At 63.2% G+C, this 16,449-nt stretch carries 17 protein-coding genes and 1 riboswitch; of the genes, 3 read left to right on the top strand and 14 right to left on the bottom strand.

The features are described 5' to 3' along the window. From thiS to thiD, 3 genes are read right to left on the bottom strand one after another with little or no spacing between them, the layout of a single operon-like run. Window positions 1-198, bottom strand: a complete 198-nt coding sequence (gene thiS, locus CBB63_RS09110; protein ID WP_005853074.1) for a sulfur carrier protein ThiS — start codon at window positions 196-198, stop codon at window positions 1-3. Next, a complete protein-coding gene (locus CBB63_RS09105) occupies window positions 182-1,177 on the bottom strand; it encodes an FAD-dependent oxidoreductase (RefSeq protein ID WP_286698914.1) in 996 nt (331 codons plus the stop codon). The genes thiS and CBB63_RS09105 overlap by 17 nt, the downstream gene beginning before the upstream one ends. Further along, complete coding sequence (thiD, locus tag CBB63_RS09100; RefSeq protein ID WP_286698913.1) at window positions 1,174-1,980, bottom strand: bifunctional hydroxymethylpyrimidine kinase/phosphomethylpyrimidine kinase; 807 nt, start codon at window positions 1,978-1,980, stop codon at window positions 1,174-1,176. Before thiD ends, CBB63_RS09105 begins: the two co-directional genes overlap by 4 nt. A gap of 67 nt (window positions 1,981-2,047) precedes the next feature. Further along, window positions 2,048-2,148, bottom strand: a riboswitch (TPP riboswitch). 378 nt (window positions 2,149-2,526) lie between these two features. Here thiD and CBB63_RS09095 point away from each other — a divergent pair. Both CBB63_RS09095 and CBB63_RS09090 read left to right on the top strand, forming a co-directional pair. Beyond that, window positions 2,527-3,900, top strand: coding sequence for a TAXI family TRAP transporter solute-binding subunit (locus CBB63_RS09095; RefSeq protein WP_286698912.1), 1,374 nt, complete (start codon window positions 2,527-2,529; stop codon window positions 3,898-3,900). 101 nt (window positions 3,901-4,001) lie between these two features. Continuing rightward, window positions 4,002-5,939 carry a TRAP transporter permease gene (locus CBB63_RS09090; protein ID WP_286698911.1) on the top strand — a complete coding sequence of 646 codons (1,938 nt, stop codon included), beginning with the start codon at window positions 4,002-4,004 and terminating at the stop codon, window positions 5,937-5,939. Between the two features lie 36 nt (window positions 5,940-5,975). Here CBB63_RS09090 and arsJ read toward each other — a convergent pair whose 3' ends face one another. Genes arsJ through CBB63_RS09075 form a run of 3 tightly spaced genes read right to left on the bottom strand, consistent with a single transcriptional unit; the run spans window position 5,976 to window position 9,073 of the window. Then, window positions 5,976-7,229: an organoarsenical effux MFS transporter ArsJ gene (arsJ, locus tag CBB63_RS09085; protein WP_286698910.1), complete on the bottom strand. Its 1,254-nt coding sequence runs from the start codon at window positions 7,227-7,229 to the stop codon at window positions 5,976-5,978. Further along, entirely contained in the window at window positions 7,226-8,224 is a 999-nt protein-coding gene (locus CBB63_RS09080; protein ID WP_286698909.1) for an ArsJ-associated glyceraldehyde-3-phosphate dehydrogenase, read from the bottom strand. Before CBB63_RS09080 ends, arsJ begins: the two co-directional genes overlap by 4 nt. 6 nt (window positions 8,225-8,230) lie before the next feature. Next, window positions 8,231-9,073: an arsenate reductase/protein-tyrosine-phosphatase family protein gene (locus CBB63_RS09075; RefSeq protein WP_286698908.1), complete on the bottom strand. Its 843-nt coding sequence runs from the start codon at window positions 9,071-9,073 to the stop codon at window positions 8,231-8,233. A gap of 196 nt (window positions 9,074-9,269) precedes the next feature. Here CBB63_RS09075 and CBB63_RS09070 point away from each other — a divergent pair, with 196 nt between their 5' ends. Then, the gene (locus tag CBB63_RS09070; RefSeq protein WP_286698907.1) at window positions 9,270-10,073 is read left to right on the top strand and encodes a thioesterase family protein; all 804 of its coding nucleotides are present in this window, start codon (window positions 9,270-9,272) and stop codon (window positions 10,071-10,073) included. A gap of 76 nt (window positions 10,074-10,149) precedes the next feature. On the opposite strand, the gene bioB is transcribed toward CBB63_RS09070, so the two are convergent. The 8 genes from bioB to CBB63_RS09030 all read right to left on the bottom strand — a co-directional run. Then, window positions 10,150-11,133 (bottom strand): biotin synthase BioB, encoded by a 984-nt coding sequence (bioB, locus tag CBB63_RS09065; RefSeq protein ID WP_286698906.1) that lies wholly within the window; start codon window positions 11,131-11,133, stop codon window positions 10,150-10,152. Next, window positions 11,130-11,687 carry a biotin transporter BioY gene (locus CBB63_RS09060; protein ID WP_005853098.1) on the bottom strand — a complete coding sequence of 186 codons (558 nt, stop codon included), beginning with the start codon at window positions 11,685-11,687 and terminating at the stop codon, window positions 11,130-11,132. Before CBB63_RS09060 ends, bioB begins: the two co-directional genes overlap by 4 nt. Window positions 11,688-11,770: 83 nt before the next feature. Beyond that, window positions 11,771-12,439 (bottom strand): GntR family transcriptional regulator, encoded by a 669-nt coding sequence (locus tag CBB63_RS09055; protein ID WP_083779643.1) that lies wholly within the window; start codon window positions 12,437-12,439, stop codon window positions 11,771-11,773. Between the two features lie 45 nt (window positions 12,440-12,484). Continuing rightward, window positions 12,485-13,417 carry a nickel/cobalt transporter gene (locus tag CBB63_RS09050; RefSeq protein WP_286698905.1) on the bottom strand — a complete coding sequence of 311 codons (933 nt, stop codon included), beginning with the start codon at window positions 13,415-13,417 and terminating at the stop codon, window positions 12,485-12,487. Then, window positions 13,402-14,052, bottom strand: a complete 651-nt coding sequence (locus tag CBB63_RS09045; protein WP_286698904.1) for a DUF1007 family protein — start codon at window positions 14,050-14,052, stop codon at window positions 13,402-13,404. Before CBB63_RS09045 ends, CBB63_RS09050 begins: the two co-directional genes overlap by 16 nt. Before the next feature lie 77 nt (window positions 14,053-14,129). After that, window positions 14,130-14,864, bottom strand: a complete 735-nt coding sequence (locus CBB63_RS09040; RefSeq protein ID WP_009826830.1) for an ABC transporter permease — start codon at window positions 14,862-14,864, stop codon at window positions 14,130-14,132. Further along, on the bottom strand, window positions 14,861-15,796 hold the full coding sequence (locus CBB63_RS09035) for an ABC transporter ATP-binding protein (protein WP_286698903.1): 936 nt from the start codon (window positions 15,794-15,796) through the stop codon (window positions 14,861-14,863). The genes CBB63_RS09040 and CBB63_RS09035 overlap by 4 nt, the downstream gene beginning before the upstream one ends. Then, window positions 15,793-16,449, bottom strand: a 657-nt coding sequence (locus tag CBB63_RS09030) for an ABC transporter permease (protein WP_286698902.1), incomplete at its 5' end; no start/stop codon positions are given. The genes CBB63_RS09035 and CBB63_RS09030, both read right to left, overlap by 4 nt.

Here is a 16,449-nt window from a genome sequence, read left to right as displayed (position 1 = left end):
TTAGCCTCCCTGCATGGGGGCGAGCACTTCGATGCTGTCGCCGGAGGACAGGGGGTGGCTGGCCCGCAGGCTGGCGGGGATAAAGCTGCCATTGACGGCGGTAGCGACTTTCGCGCCGCCAAATCCTTCGGCCTCTAGCAGGGCGGCGAGCGTGGGCGCGTCGCTGTCGAGCGGGGCACCGTTAAGCTGTAGTTTCATGGAAAATCTCCGGTGTTTTGGCGTCAAGGATCAGGTCGGCCACCATGGTCGCCAGCGCGGGGGCGAGCAGGAAACCGTGGCGATACAGACCGTTGGCGCGGATCAGATTGCCCTGCCGTTCGATGCGCGGCAGGTTGTCGGGGAAGGCGGGGCGGCTGTCGACGCCGATCTCTAGGATCTCGGCCTCGCCAAAGGCGGGGGACAGTGCGTAGGCCGCGCTCAGCAGTTCAAGCACGGACCGCACGCTGGCATGGGCACCGGCGCGGCCTTCGACCATTGTGGCCCCGAGCATGTAAATCCCGTCACCGCGCGGCACGAGGTAGATCGGCACACGTGGGTGCAGCACGCGGATGGGGCGGGTGATCGCGATATCAGGGCAGGACAGCAGCGCCATTTCCCCCTTCACGCCGCGCAAATCGGGCAGATCGGCGCGCGCGTGATAGCCGCGGCAATCAACGACGATGCCGTCTTGCGCCAGCGTTTCGGGGGCGGCCTCGCCCTGTTCGAAACTGGCCCCATCGGCCACCAGCCCGCGCCACAGCTCTGCCAGCGCAATGCGGGGCGACAGGTGGGCCTCGGTCTGGAAATAGAGCGCTTTGGCAAAGCGGTCGCCAAGGTCTGGTTCAAGCGCCGCGATCCCTGCGCCCGTCAGGGTTTGGTGGCTTGTCGTGCGGCGCGCAAAGCGGGTCAGATCGCTGCTGTCCCGCGCCGGAGAGATCACAAGCGACCCGCGTCGGTGCAGCGATGTGGTGTGTTGCCCCCACCAATCCGCGGCCCTTTTCCCCAGCCGGATCACCGGTTCCTCGGCGCTTTCACCTTCGCAAAACGGGGCGAGCATACCGCCAGCCCACCAAGAACACCCTTGCGGGCCGGGCTGGTGGACGCGGTCGATCACATGCACGCGCATCCCACGATCCAGCAAGACACGCGCGGTACACAGCCCCGCGACGCCCGCGCCGATGATGGTGACCTGCGTCATGACCAGACCGCGTGGAAGTGATGCACCGGCCCGTGGCCCGTGCCGATATCAAGTTGATCCGCGGCGATGATGGCGCGGTGCAGATAGTCATGGGCGGCCTGTACCGCCGCGCCAAGGGGGTTGCCGTGGGCCAGCCCCGCGGCGATGGCCGCGGCGTAGGTGCATCCCGTCCCGTGGGTATTGCGCGTGTCGATGCGCGGCGCGCTGAGCCATGTGACACGCTCTGCGGTGACCAGCGCGTCGCTACAGATATTGCCCGCGCTATGGCCGCCCTTCATCAGCACCGCCTTCGGGCCCATCTTTAGCAGCGCACGGGCCTGCGTGACCATCTGGTCGGCGCTGTCGGCCTCGGGCTGGTTCAACAGGCGGGCGGCTTCGGGCAGGTTGGGGGTCAGCAGATCGGCGCGCGGCAGGATATCCGTGACCAACGCTGCGACGGCGTCTTCTTGCAACAGGGCATCGCCGGATTTTGCGATCATCACCGGATCAACCACGACGGCCCCCCGAAACGCGCAGAGCGCAGCGGCCACCGCCTGAATAATCTGCGGAGAAAACAGCATGCCCAGTTTGATCGACTGCACCGAAAGATCGGACAGCACCGCATCGATCTGGGCCGCGACGATGGGGGGGGGGATCTCGTGTACCGCGCTGACGCTGCGTGTGTTCTGCGCGGTCACGGCGGTGATCACGCTGGCAGCATAGACATTATTGGCCGACATCGCCTTGATATCGGCCTGAATACCGGCACCGCCGCCGCTGTCGGATCCGGCAATGGTCAGGGAAATGGGGGTCGTCTTGGTCACATGCTCGCCTCTCGGTGGTGGGCAAGCAGACGCAAGAATGAGCTTTGTGGCGTGGACCCAAGGCCGTTGCACAAAGATACCCGTTCCCTACGCCGGTATTGCCCGGATCAGGTTCGACGGGTCGGTGCACGCACCTCTCAGCCCCCTAGGGCACCCCGACGGATAGATGTTTGAACTGCGGCCCCTGTGGGGGCGTGCAGCGTCGTTACCTTAGGCGTAGCCAAGTTCGACAAACGGTGCAAGCCGCAAAATATTCAACCAAAGGTGGCGATATTTTGGGCAAATCGGGCGCGGTTTGGACAGCCCTCCTGACGATTGTCAGCCGAAACAACGCCTCGTAACCCAAAGCAACGTAACGTCACATTTCCCATATTCTGCGGTGTTAACCCTTTGGCATCAGCAAACTAGGGGTGATCGCGCAAAGACCCCGCGCGGCTGCGGTATCAAGTTCTGTTCTGCGGTATTGGCATCGAAATATCTTGCCCCTAGGCTGATTGACAGATTGAGTCGGATACCCTCGGGAGGAGGGGGCCGACACTCGGGAGGATGCGTTTTCTGGCCCGTTTTTACGGGTCGTACCGGACGCGTCGCGACAAGCATTGGGAGGTGCTGCGTGACATCTGCAAAGATCACATCTGCGTCCTGCGCATGGGCATCCGCAGCTTTTGCGGTGCCTGTGATCCTGCGATCCTGAACAATCCAAAGATGTACAACAGGGAGAGAGACCACATGAAGAATATGACACGTTTTGCCAAGGCCGCTGTCGGATCCTTTGCGGTATCAATGGCGCTTTCGGGTATCGCGATGGCGCAGGAGTATGAGTGGCCGCGCATGCTCGTGATTGCCACACCGGGCACGTCGACAGGCAGCTTTGCCTCGACCAACGGTTGGGGGCCTGCGTTGCAAAAGGAAACCGGCACCACCGTGCGGATCGTTCCCGAAGACAGCGAGCCCATGCGCTACAAACGTTTGACCGACCGCGAAGATATCGCGATCGCGTCGGTTTCCGCGTCGGAAATGGCGTTGCAAGCGGAAGGGGGCGGCGGTTACGCCTCGGCGAAACCCATGCCGCAGCGGATCTTGTGGCACCATAACGACACGCCTTGGGGCTTTGTTGTGGCTGGCGATTCCGATCTGCAAAGCCTTGAAGATATCGGCAAAGGCGGCGTGCGGGTCACCTCGGGTGTGTTCTCGCCCGCAATCGTCGCGGCGATCACCCAGGCCCTGCCTGCCTTTATCGGCATGACGCCCGAGGAAGCACAGGAAAAGATCGAATTCGTCCCGGCCTCCAGCTACGGTGAAAACTGTCGTTCCGTCGTCGAGGGGAAGTCCGACGTGGCCTATTGCTCGCCGATCTCTTCCGTCCTGTCCGAAATGGAAGGCGCACCGGGCAGCATCCGCTGGCTGCCGATGGATCCCGCCAACAAAGAAGGCTGGAATGCCTACCTCAGCTACCGCCCCATGACGATCCCCTCGACCATCTCTATGGGGGTGAGCACCGCCAAGGGTGTCGAGTCCATGACGTCGAACTTCGTCTATGCCGTGCCGGTCACCGCTGAAGAGGACTTCGTCTATAACATGGCGAAGTGGATCAATGAGTCCCACGACAGCTACAAAGGATCCCACGCGCTGGCGACCCGCATGTCGCTGGAGCATTTCCGCAACTTCCTGGATGCCAACCCGATCCCTGTGCACGAAGGCACGGTGAAATACCTGCGTGAAATCGGGGCGTGGACCGAAGAAGACGATGCCTGGAACACCGAGGCCATCGAGAAGATGGACGCGTGGATCGCGGCACGCAGCGCCGGCATGAAAGAGGCGATGGAGCAGGGCGTCGAGATGAATTTCGAGAACCAGGAGTATCTCGACATTCTGGCCAAGCACACCGACGGGCTGGAGCCGTTCCGCTCGCGCCTGTAACGCCGCGCCGGACCGTCATCGACGGCATAAGACACGGCGGAGCACAGCGTGCTCCGTCCTCCTAAGACACTGCCACAGCGCCCATATTTTCAGGATCATCCATGTCAGCAACACAACACTCTCCGGCGGCTGAAACGGCTGTCGAACCCTCGTCCGAGACGACGCGACTGGGGGGATTATTCTCGTTCACCAGCATCGCTTTTGTGCTGCTGTGTACCTTTGGCCTCGGGATGGGGCTGGCCTATGTATTCGGCGTGCCCATCGGCGGGCGGCGTCTGCTTGAAGGGCAATACTACTGGGTCTTTATCGGCACATTCGTTGCGGCGGCGTTCATCGCGTTGCCAGCGGTGAAATCGCACACCCATGTGCCGATCTATGACATCGTGGCGGCAGCCGCGAGCTTTGGTATCTGCATGTGGTTCTCGATGTACGCATGGGAGATCGTGCAGGCGGGCTGGACCAATTTTTACGCGGGCGTCGTGCTTTGGCTGCTGATGCTTGAAGTCGCGCGCCGGTCGGGGGGCATCCCCTTTCTCCTCGTGGTGCTGGTGCTGGGGCTTTACCCGCTGGTGGCCGATTATTTCCCCGGTTTGCTGATGGGCATCCCCTATACGTTTGAACGCATGATCGAGGCGCATGTCTTCCGAACCGAAGGGTTGATGGGCATCACCACCAAGATCGTGGCCGAGATCGTGCTGGGCTTTCTGGTCTTTGCGGGCGTGCTGATCGCCACGGGGGCGGGGCAGTTCTTTATCGATCTGGCCAATGCGGGCTTTGGCAAGTACCGCGGCGGTCCAGCGAAAGTATCGATCGTGGCCAGCGCCTTTTTCGGGTCGCTGTCGGGGTCGATTTTCTCGAACATCGCGGGCACCGGGTCGATCACCATTCCGACCATGAAAAAGGTCGGCTACCCGCCTCATTACGCTGGCGCGATCGAGGCCTGCGCCTCGACCGGCGGGGTGGTGATGCCGCCGGTGATGGGGGCGATTGCCTTTGTCATGGCGATCACCATCGGTGTGGACTACGCGACCGTGATGGTGGCCGCGATCCTGCCGTCGGTGTTGTTCTACTTTGGCCTGATCCTGCAAGTCGACGCCTATGCCGCGCGCAAGGGGCTGGTGGGGATGAAACCCGAAAACCTGCCCTCGGCCCGCGAGGTGATGAAGCGCGGCTGGCCTTTCCTGCTGGTCATGATCTTTCTGGTCTGGGGCCTGCTCTATATGCGGTGGGAATATTACGCCCCGTGGTATGCCAGTGCGCTGATGATCGCGCTGAGCTTCCTGCAACGCGAGACCATGATGACACCTGCGCGCATCTTTGAAACCCTGCGTCAGGTGGGCACGCTGGTCACACAGACCGCAGCGATCATCCTGCCGATTGCATTCGTGGTCAGCGCCTTGACCATCACCGGTGTGACGGGGTCGATGACCTCGGGGCTGGTCGCTTTGGGCGGGGATAACGTCTATCTCGTGATCGCGCTTGGGGTTTTGGCCTGCTTTATCATGGGGATGGCGGGGCTTGCGATTGTGGCCTACATCTTCCTTGCGGTGACGCTGGCGCCCGCGATCATCGAAATCGGCGGGTTGAACACGGTCGCGGTGCACTTTTTCATCGTCTACTACGCGATGCTGTCGGTGATCACGCCTCCGGTGGGGGCTGCGGCGTTTCTGGCGGCGACGATTGCGGGGGCCAAGCCGATGCTGACCTCTTTCACCGCGATGCGGTTGGGGGTGGTGATCTACTTTGTGCCGCTGTTCTTCCTGTTTCAGCCTGCGCTGGTGCTGCAGGGCGATCTGACGCCGCTGATCTATGTGCTGCCGTCGATCATTATCGGCATCACGCTGCTGTCCGGCGGGCTTGAGGGCTATCTGCTGGGCGTCGGTATGGTGCGGCCCTGGCTACGCCTGCCCCTGGGGATCGCGGGCTTTGCCTTCAGCTTTCCGGGGCTGACGACGACGCTGATCGCGGGGGTCGTCTCGGCCGCGCTTGTCGCGCTGATCTGGCGGGACAACCGCAACGGCGTGGTTGCGGTCCCTTAAGATTGGGCGCGCGGGGACATCCCCGCGCGCCGCAGTTCATGACGTTTGCGAGGGGCGCAGCTGTGCCGTCCCCAAGGCGCTCAGCGCCAGCATCAGCGCCGCGGTGCCAAGACACAGCGCCAGCCCCCCCAGTTGATAGGTGAAGCCTGACAAAAGCGTGCCTACCAACCGACCGGCCGCGTTGGACATATAGTAGAACCCCACATCCATCGTGACCCGCTTTGCATTCGTGAAGCTGAGGATCAGATAGGAATGAAGCGCCGAATTCACCGCGAAAATCGCACCGAACACCAGCAAACCGAGGACAATCGTGACCGTCAACGCGGGGGATGGCGCAGGCGTGATCCAGACCAGCGCGGCAAGCACGGCAGGCACGACGACCAGCGCAAGGTTCCAGTGGCGGGCCTGCGCGAGCGTGTCGCCCTCGGTCCGGCCTGTGGCCCGCAGTATCTTCGGGGCCCAGCCTTGCACGGCCCCATAGAGGATCGTCCACACCGCCATAAAGCTGCCGATCATAAAGAAAGCCTCCCGCTTGCTTTCGACGCTGCCATCGGAGAGCACGGCGTAGAAATAGATCGGGATGCCCACGACAAACCAAACGTCGCGCGCCCCGAAAAGGAACAGCCGTGCGGCGCTCAGCCAGTTGATATTGCGGTTCTTGGACAGGACTTCGGTGAACTTGGCATCCTTGCGCCCCACGGGCAGGCCCGCGGGCATACCGATGATGACGCCGATCAGGATCACAAACAGGATCGCCGCCATCACCAGCGCCGACGGCACGAACCCCAGCAGCGCCAGCATCCCCGCTCCCAGCAGAAAGCCAGCGCCCTTGACCGCGTTTTTTGATCCGGTCAGCAGTGCGACCCAGCGGAACAAGCCGCCCCCCGTGGTGGGGGCCAGCAGCTTGACCGCGGATTTAGAGCTCATCTTGGCCAGATCCTTGGCCACGCCCGACAGCCCTTGCACCAGCATGACAAAGACGACCGAGGCGGCGACGCTCCATGCCGGATCAAGCTGTGTCAACGCCAGCAGCGCGACCACTTGCAACGACAGCCCCGCATAGAGCGTCGAGGTCAGCCCGAAGCGCGCCGCGATCCAGCCCGCCGACAGGTTGGTGACCACGCCCGCGATCTCGTAGAGCACAAACAGATAGGCCAGCTGTACCGGAGAGAAGCCGAGCGTGTGAAAATGCAGCAGCACCAGCATCCGCAGCGCGCCGTCGGTCAGCATAAAGGCCCAATAGGCGGCGGTGACAGTGATATAGGCGGTAAAACCGGCAGGGCGTGTCACAGCTTGCCGCCCACCATCAGCGCCACATCCACCAGACGGTGCGCATAGCCCATTTCATTGTCATACCACGCATAGATTTTGACCTGCGTACCATTCACCACCATCGTCGACGGCGCATCCACGATCCCGCTGCGGGTGTCATTGGTGTAATCCGACGACACAAGCGGGCGTTCCTCAAAGCCCAGAATGCCCTTTAGCGGCCCCTCGGCGGCGGTTTTGAATAGGGCGTTGACCTCTTCCACACTCGTCTCACGCTCCACCTCGAACACACAATCGGTGATCGACGCATTCAGCAGGGGCACCCGCACGGCGTGGCCGTTCAGCTTGCCGGTCAGTTCCGGATAGATCAACGTGATCGCCGTGGCCGACCCTGTGGTAGTGGGGATCAGGTTGGTCAGCGCGGATCGGGCGCGGCGCATGTCCTTGGCGGGGCGGTCCACGATGGTTTGCGTGTTGGTCACGTCATGGATCGTGGTGATCGACCCGTGTTTGATCCCGATCCCTTCCAGCAGGACTTTGACGACGGGGGCGAGGCAGTTGGTGGTGCAGCTCGCCGCGGTGACGATGCTGTGCGCGGCTGGATCATAGCTGTCGTCGTTCACGCCATAGACGATATTCGCCGTCGGCCCGTCCTTGACGGGGGCAGAGACAACAACCTTTTTCACGCCCGCCTCGAAATAGGGGGCAAGCTTGGCCTCTGTCTTGAACGCACCGGTGCAGTCGATCACCACATCCACCCCCTCCAGCGGCAGATCTGTGATCGATTTGGTGCTGGTCACGGGGATACGCGTGCCGTCGATGGTGATCGCATGTTCCTCTGCGCTGAAGGTCGCAGGCCAGCGCCCGTGGACGGAATCAAATTCGAGCAGATGGGCGTGCATCTCGGGGTCGCCAACCGCATCGTTGATAAAGGCGATCTTGGCCCCTTGTTCCAACAAGGGCCGCAGGGCGAGTTTTCCGATGCGGCCAAGGCCGTTCAAAGCATAGGTTGTCATGGTGGTTTATCCTGTGGTCACTGGGTCGGCCCCGATGGCATCGACCCGTTTTTGCAAGGCAGCGCGGTCCAGCGCGTCGAAAGGCAGGGCGGTAAAGGCCAGCAGCCGGTTGTGCAGCGCGCCATATGTCTGTTGGAAGGCCAGCCGGCGTTCCGCTTCTGTCCCTTCGGCTTTGACGGGGTCGGGCATGCCCCAATGCCCCGACACGGGCTGGCCGGGCCAGGTGGGACATTCCTCGTTTGCGGCGTGGTCACAGACGGTAAAGACGAAATCCATCTGCGGCGCATCGGCGGTCTGGAATTCAGAGATATGTTTGGACCGCAGCGCATCGATGCTGTGGCCCTTGGCTTGCAGCATCTCGACCGCAAGGGGGTTAAGCTCGGACCGGGGCAGGGTGCCCGCGGAATAGGCAGTGAACCAGTCGCCCGCCATGTCCCGCAGGATCGTCTCTGCAAAGATGGAACGGGCGGAGTTGCCGGTACATACGAAAAGCACGTTGAATTTTGTCTGGGTCATCATCTGCGTCCTGTTAATGAGGTCAGAGAACGGGGGCGGGCAGAGATCGGCGCGCCCCCGACAACAATCCACGAACAACCCCGATACGACCTCGCCCGCCGCATCAAGGTTGATGGTATACAAGAGCCGCGTCCCGTCGCGCCGCTGCGAGATCAGCCCGACTTGCGTCAGCGCAGACAGATATACCGACGCCGTGCTGGATTTCAGCGCCAGTACCTGCGCGATTTCCCCCGCAGGCAAGGCATCCGGATAGCGCCGCATCAGCAGCCGAAACACGGCCAGCCGCTGCGGGTGGCTCAGGGTGGCGAGTCGATCTGTGAGTAGTGATTCCATATTTCATGAATATGTGAAATAGTGATTGGGCGTCAACACCTCTATTCGATCCTGCCAAAGGATTTTTTGCCGCGGGGGTGCGTTGTGGGTGACGTGGCGTTTCAGGGGCAGGGTGTCTTGCGCGCCCTTGGCTTTGCGGGCATCGATTGGGCTACAGCGCGCCCGCGCGCGGTGACAGACGTATAAAGGACCCGACATGACAGATGTGACCCTGGCCGAGGTATTGGCCACAGCAGAGCAGGACGGCACCGCGCCGCGCTATCAGGTGCCAGAGAACTGGGCGCAGGGGCGTACGGCCTTTGGCGGATTTACCGGTGCCTTGCTGGTCAACGCGGCGCGTCGGGACCGCCCCGATCTGCCCGCGCTGCGGTCGGCGCTGATCAACTTTACCGCGCCCGTGTCGCAGCCGCCCACGATCCATGCAGAGGTGCTGCGCGAAGGGCGCAACATCACCACCATCGCCACCCGCGCCGAGATCGACGGCAAGGTCGCGGCGACGGGCACGTTTTCTTTCGGGCATGCGCAGGAAAGTCAGTTGAACGTGGGCCATACCGCGCCCGCCGCCCCCCAAGGGCCGGACGACACGCCCTCCTACTTCCCGCCCGCGCTGAAACGCCCGCCGGTGCGGTTCTTTGTCAACTTCGAGGTCAAGCTGATCGAGGGCAGCCTGCCGTTCTCCGGTGCGGATCGCGGCTTTGTCCGGATTTGGGCGCGGCACCGTGATCCGGCGATGTGGGGGACGCTTGAGGGGCTGATAGCCATTGGCGACGTGCTGCCCCCTGCGGCCTTCCCGATGATGACGCGACCGGGGCCGAATTCATCAATGAACTGGATCATCAACCTGCTGTCCGATCACGCCAATACCCGCGACGGCTGGTATATGATGGAGACGCAGCTGACCGCCGGTAACGGCGGCTATAGCTCTCAGGTCATGCGGGTCTGGAATACGGATGGGGATATGGTCGCGGACGGCATGCAGTCGGTGATCATCTTCGCCTGACACCACGCTGTCGTCCGATACGATAAGCCCGGCCCGAGGATATCAGGCCGGGCTTTTGCACGTGTCAGGGGCGGATCTACTGCGCCGCGATCTTGGCCGATCTGGGCGCGGGCTTGGCGGGTGCCACATGCATGCCGAGCCGTTGCAGCAGGTCGTTGTCCTTCCACGTGGCGGGGTTTTCGGTGGTCAGCAACTGGTTACCCACGAAGATCGAATTCGCCCCCGCCAGAAAGCACAGCGATTGCAGCTCGTCGCTCATCCCCGTGCGGCCTGCGGAGAGGCGCACGACCGAGGCGGGCATCAGGATACGCGCCAAGGCCACCAGCCGGACCAGCGCAAAAGGGTCGACCTTTTCGGATTTTCCCTGCACCGGCACGCCTTTGACCGCGTTCCACAGGTTCACCGGCACGCTGTCTGGGTGGCTGGGCAGCGTGGCGAGGGTGACCAGCATGCTGATCCGGTCCGCTTCTGCCTCGCCCATGCCAAGGATACCGCCGCAGCAGACCTTGATCCCGCCCTTGCGCACATGCTCCACCGTTTCAAGGCGGTCTTCCATCGTGCGCGTCGACGCGATCTCGGCGTAATACTCGGGCGAGGTATCGATGTTGTGGTTGTAGAAATCGAGCCCGGCCTCTTTTAGCTTGGTCACCTGTTCGGGCGACAGCATCCCCAACGTCATGCAGGTCTCGAGTCCCAGATCGGCCACGCCGCGCACCATATCGGTCAGCTTGTCCATGTCGCGGTCCTTGGGGCTGCGCCATGCAGCCCCCATGCAGAACCGCTGCGCGCCCGCATCCTTGGCGCGTTTGGCAGCGGCGATGACCTCCTCCGCGCCCATCAGCTTGGTCGCTTTGACGCCGGTGTCGTAATGCGCCGATTGTGAACAATAGCCGCAATCCTCGGGGCAGCCGCCGGTCTTGATGCTCAGCAGGCTGGCGGTTTCGATGGCCGTGGGGTCGAAATGCGCACGGTGCAGCGTTTGCGCTTGATGGATCAGGTCGGGGAAGGGCAGCGCGTGGATCGCTGCCGCTTCGTCAAGGGTCCAGTCTGTACGGATCATTGATCACGCCCTTTCAGCCGCGACAGGCCCGACAGCAGTGTCGCCACCAGCAGCACCTTGACCACATCGCCCAGCAAGAAGGGGGTCAGTCCTGCAGCCAGCAGCTTGGGTGCGGGCACGAACAGCGCCAGCCACGCCAGACCACCGGCATAGACCACGGTCAGCCCCGCCAGCATCGCCAGCACGCGCCCGATCCAGCCGCGCCCCATCGCCAGCCAGCCGGTCAGACCCGCCGCCACAAGATAGCCCAGCAGATAGCCGCCCGTCGGCCCGACCATATAGCTAAGCCCGATGCCGCGTTCAGGCGTGCCGGAGAACACCGGAAGCCCCGCTGCACCGGCCCCAAGATAGGCCGCCATCGCCGCCAGCCCCAGACGCGGGCCAAGGGTGAGGGCGACAAGAAAGACCGATAGCGTGTGCAGCGTCATGGGCACCGGCCAGAACGGGATCTGGACCTTGGCCCCCAGCGTGATCAGCGCGGCACCGGCCAGCGCGAGGCCAAGCCCCTGCGCGAAGGACGGGTTACGGGGTAGGGATGTAATCGCAAGTGCCATCTGGTTTCCTCCGAGTGATAGCTTTCAAGGTCTATCCCAGTAGGACGAAGGATGCGGCGTCTGGCAATTCAGATTATAGATAATTATCTGAAAAACTCGGAAGTGCCTGAACCGCTTTGGTTTTTAAGGGTGCGACTGCGCTTGCCGATCCACCCCACGTGGCGCGAGAGCGTGGTGCAGGCCAGATCCATCTGACCTTTGCGCAGCGCGTCGAGGATCAGACGGTGGTCGTGATCGGTGCGGGCTTCCCAATTTGTCCGCCACGCCCGCAGAATGAACCGCGCGCTTGCCGCTTGCAGGTCGTCAATCGACCGCATCAGCCGCGGCATCTGGCAGGGTTCAAGAATTAATCTGTGAAAACAGCGGTTTGCCTCTTCCCATTCATGTACATTCTGGGCGCTGTCGCCTTGGAGGTTGGCCTTATGCGCCTTGGCGAGGATGTCGGGCGTCAGGTTGGGTGCGGCGTGCCGCAGGGCGAGCGCTTCGAGGCTGGCGCGCATTTCGGCGACCTCCCGCAACTCTGCCATATCGAAGAAAGTGACGCGAAATCCGCGTCTTGGCAGGCTTTCTGCAAGTGATTGTGTCTCTAGCAGGCGAAAGGCTTCGCGCACGGGCACATGGCTTGCGCCGAATTCCTGCGCGATGTGGTCTTGCCGCAACCGTGCGCCCGGTGCCAACTGCCCCGAGATGATGCGGTCGGCCAATATGCGCGCAATCCGGGCGGAGTGGGTCTCTGATCTAGGTTGGGTCATGGATTATAGATAGTTTTGACCGTCCCGCTTGTCGAGCGGGTAACCTCAGATCGCCCGCAGCAGCAATCCGCCCGCCAACAGGGCCACACCAAGCCCCGAGGCAAGCTCGATCAGGGCGGCGATCTGGGCTGCACGGGGGGTGCTCGCCCATCCGGCGAGCACGCCGCCGCGCAACGCACCGGCCCCCAGACCCACGGCGATGGTGATGGTCGCGGTGCCAAAGGCCATCGCGAAAGCACCGGCAATCCCGACGCCTGCGATCCCCATCTGAAGCGTGATGATCAACACGAACAACGCCCCCGTACAGGGCCGCACCGCGATAGATCCGATCAGCAGCAGCGTCTCGCGCAGGGTGGTTGCCTGTCGAACCTGTTCAGCGGTGGGGCCATGCGCATGGCCACAGGTGGCGCAGATACCTTCATGGTCGTGATGATGGTGATGATGGTGATCGTGGTGATGGTGGTGATGATCTTGCGGCGCGGGAAGCGTCGCGCGGAAATGGCGCAGGCCCCGCCAGAACAGCCACAGCCCGACACAGGCAATCGCGCCATAGCTGACGGGGGCCATAATCGCCTCTGTCAGCGAAATCATACGCTCGCGCCCCAAGTGCAACAGGCTCACGCCGGTATAGACCAGAGCCACCGCCGTCACGGCCTGACCCAGCGACGACAGCAGCGCAATCACTGACAGGCGCAGCATCGGCACAGCCTTGGCCGCGCCATAGCCGCCGATCAACACCTTGCCGTGACCGGGGCCTGCGGCATGCACCACGCCATAGGCGAAACAGGCGGAAAGCAGGGCGGTTACCGCCTCTGGCTGGCCCGCACGCACGGCGCGAAGCGAGAGGGCGATGCTGTTTTGAAACGCGCGTTGATGCGCGGCAGCCCATTGCGCCAGCCGGTCAAAGCCGCCGGTCCACCAAAGCGCGGCAAGGGCGATGACCACGCCCAAAGCGATCACGGTCAGGGCGCGGCGCATGTCACATTCACCGTGGGTGCCATTTGCGCGCCGATATCCGGCAGACCCGCGTCGGAAGGATCGGTCTGGGCATCCAGCTGGGCAAGCTGTTGTTGCAGCGCCTCCATCGTGGCGGTGACGTCGGGCATGGCGACGCGGGCGCGACAGGTCGGCGCGCGCGTGGTGTCTATTGCGGTCGTGATATCATAGGCGGTGTAATAGGTCGCATCATAGGGTTTGATCGTGATCGCTGTCCCCGCGGGGACTGCGGTTTCCAGCGCGCGGGTGTGCATCGTGGTGATCTGTCCGTTATCAAACTGCGTCGCAATCTCGGTCGGGCCGGACAGCGCGATGGTGTTCGCCTTCGCGCTGAGGACCAGATCGCCGTTGAACCCGTCGACCCACTGCATGTCAAAGCCGTTCAGCGTCGCAAGCTCCGTTTCCGTGAGCGCCCCATCTCCGTCGGCATCAAGGCCCATATCCTCGGTCACCAGCAAGGAATAGAGCGCGTCATATTGCCAGGTCACCCGTACATGGGTCAGTTGCCCTTGATCGTCGGCGACAAGCGAGAGCTGCGTGTCGATAAACACATGGGGGTGCGCGGCCAGCGGCGCGGCCCAGAGGGTGAGAACAAAGGGGGCAAGCTGTCGGATCATAGGGGGTGTGATACAAGTCTTGGACAGGGGGCGCAATTGCGCGGGCGGCGGATCGGCGCGCTTCCACTCGGCGCGGTTTACCCCCCCATGCGACGGCTCAGGTAACGTTCAAGCTGGGCCATCGCGTCATAAATCAGCACCGCAAAAAGGCCCACGATCAACCCGCCTTGCAGCACATAGGCGGTATTGTTGGTCAGCAGCCCGGCGATGATGACTTCGCCCAGGGTGCGTGCGGCAACGGTGGAGCCGATGGTGGCGGTGCCAAGGGCGATGACGACGGACAGGCGGATGCCGGTCAGGATCACGGGCAGGGCGAGGGGAAGCTCCACCCGCCACAGGCGTTGCCAGCGGTTCAGCCCCATGCCGCGTGCGGCCTCCATCGTGGCGGGGGGCAGGGTCGACAGGGCGGTGATCGCATTTTCGAAAATCGGGAGCAGCCCATAGAGAAACAGCGCCACCAGCGTCGGCCCCGCCCCGAACCCCAAGGCAGGCACGGCAAGCGCCAGCACCGCGACGGGGGGGAAGGTCTGACCGATATTGGTGATCGTGCGCGACAGCGGCAGGAAGGACGCGCCCACAGGACGGGTGACAAAGATCGCCAGCGTCACCGCCACCAGCGTCGCCGCGACAGAGGCAAGGGCCACCAGCCCCAAATGGCTGAGCGAGAGCGAGAGCAAAGAGCTGCGCGCGTAAATGACCGGTCCGCCCGCCGGGGCCAGCGGCGCAAAGAGCGGCGCGAACCAATCGGGCTGTAGGACCAGAGCGAGCAGCAGCGCCAGCAAACCGGCGCGTAGCAGGTTGCCCGCTGTCATGCGTGCACCTCGGCGCGGGCGCGGATCGCGTCCAGCGTCACACGGCCGATGATCTTGCCCTTATCGGTGATCGGCACGGCGCTGCGTCCTGTCCACAGGCAGGCCGACAGCGCGTCGCGCAGATTTGCCTCGCGGGGTAGGGGCGCGCCGTTGGCGGGGCCGTCTTCAATTACCTCTGCCAGCGGGGTGAGGGAAAGCAGCCGCAGCGGGCGTTCGACATCGCCCACCATATCGGCGACAAAATCGGTCGCGGGGTGGGTGATGATCTCTGCCGGGGTGGCATGTTGCACCAGCTTGCCGCCATCCATCACCGCCACGCGGTCGCCCAGACGAATGGCTTCCTCCATATCATGGGTCACGAGGATGATGGTGGAGCCGAGCGTCTGCTGGATGCGGCGCAGATCCTCTTGCGCGCGGGTGCGGATGATCGGGTCGAGCGCGCCAAAGGGTTCATCCATGAGGATCAGATCAGGGCGCGAGGCCAGAGCCCGTGCCACGCCGACCCGTTGTTGTTGCCCGCCCGACAGTTCAGAGGGGTAGCGGTGGCGGAACTCTTGCGGTGCCATCGAGAAGAGATCAAGCAGTTCGTCCACGCGGGCGTCGATCTTGTCACGGGGCCAGCCCAGCAATTGCGGCACCGCGCCGATATTGCGCGCGACCGTGTGATGCGGGAACAGCCCGTGCCCCTGAATGGCATATCCGATCCGCCGCCGCAGGATATGCGGTTTGACGTCGAGGGTTGATTGCCCGTTGATCCGCACCTCTCCCGAGGTGGGCTCTTCCAGCCGGTTGATCAGCCGCAAAAGCGTTGTCTTGCCCGAGCCGGATGTGCCCACGATAACGGTGATCGTGCCGGTATCTATGGTCATCGACACGTCATCGACGGCGCGGGCGCTGTCGTAGATTTTGGTGATATTGTCGATCTCTATCATGGGGTCTCCTTGGGGAGGCGGCGGGTCAGGTCGACCAGAATATCCATCACGATGGCCGCCGTCAGGGCCAGCGCGACCGTGGGCAGCGCGCCCAACAGGATCAGGTCTGTCGCGGTCTGGTTCAGCCCTTGGAACACGAATGTGCCAAAGCCGCCGCCGCCGATCAGCCCCGCGATGACCGCCAGCCCGATGTTCTGGACCAGCACGATACGCAGGCCGGTGAGGATCACGGGGAGGCCGATGGGCAGTTCCACGCGCCACAGGCGTTGCGCCGCCGTCATGCCGATTCCGCGCGCGGCGTTCAGGGCTTGCGGCGGCGTGGCGGCCAGACCGGCCACGGTGTTTCCCACGACGGGCAGCAGCGAATAGAGCACCAGTGCAACAAAGGCCGGCGCAAATCCGATGCCCGCGATGCCAATGCTGCGCGCACCGGGCACGGTGGCACCGACCCAGCCCAGCAAGGGGATCATCAGCCCGAACATGGCGAGCGAGGGGATGGTTTGCAGAAAGCTCAGCACCGGCAGAATCGCGCTGCGCAGCGCGGGCTTGCGGTGGCTCAGAACGCCGATGGGAAAGCCGATCAGCCCCGCCATGCCAAGCGACCCGAAGGCCAGCCACAGGTGACGCGTCGTCTCGGACGCGAAGGCGTCACG

Source organism: Sulfitobacter sp. TMED3 (genome assembly GCF_002167505.1).
GTDB classification, from domain to species: domain Bacteria; phylum Pseudomonadota; class Alphaproteobacteria; order Rhodobacterales; family Rhodobacteraceae; genus Sulfitobacter; species Sulfitobacter pontiacus.
The sequence above is the reverse complement of the archived record's forward strand: the minus strand, read 5'-3'. Positions and strand labels throughout refer to the sequence as shown.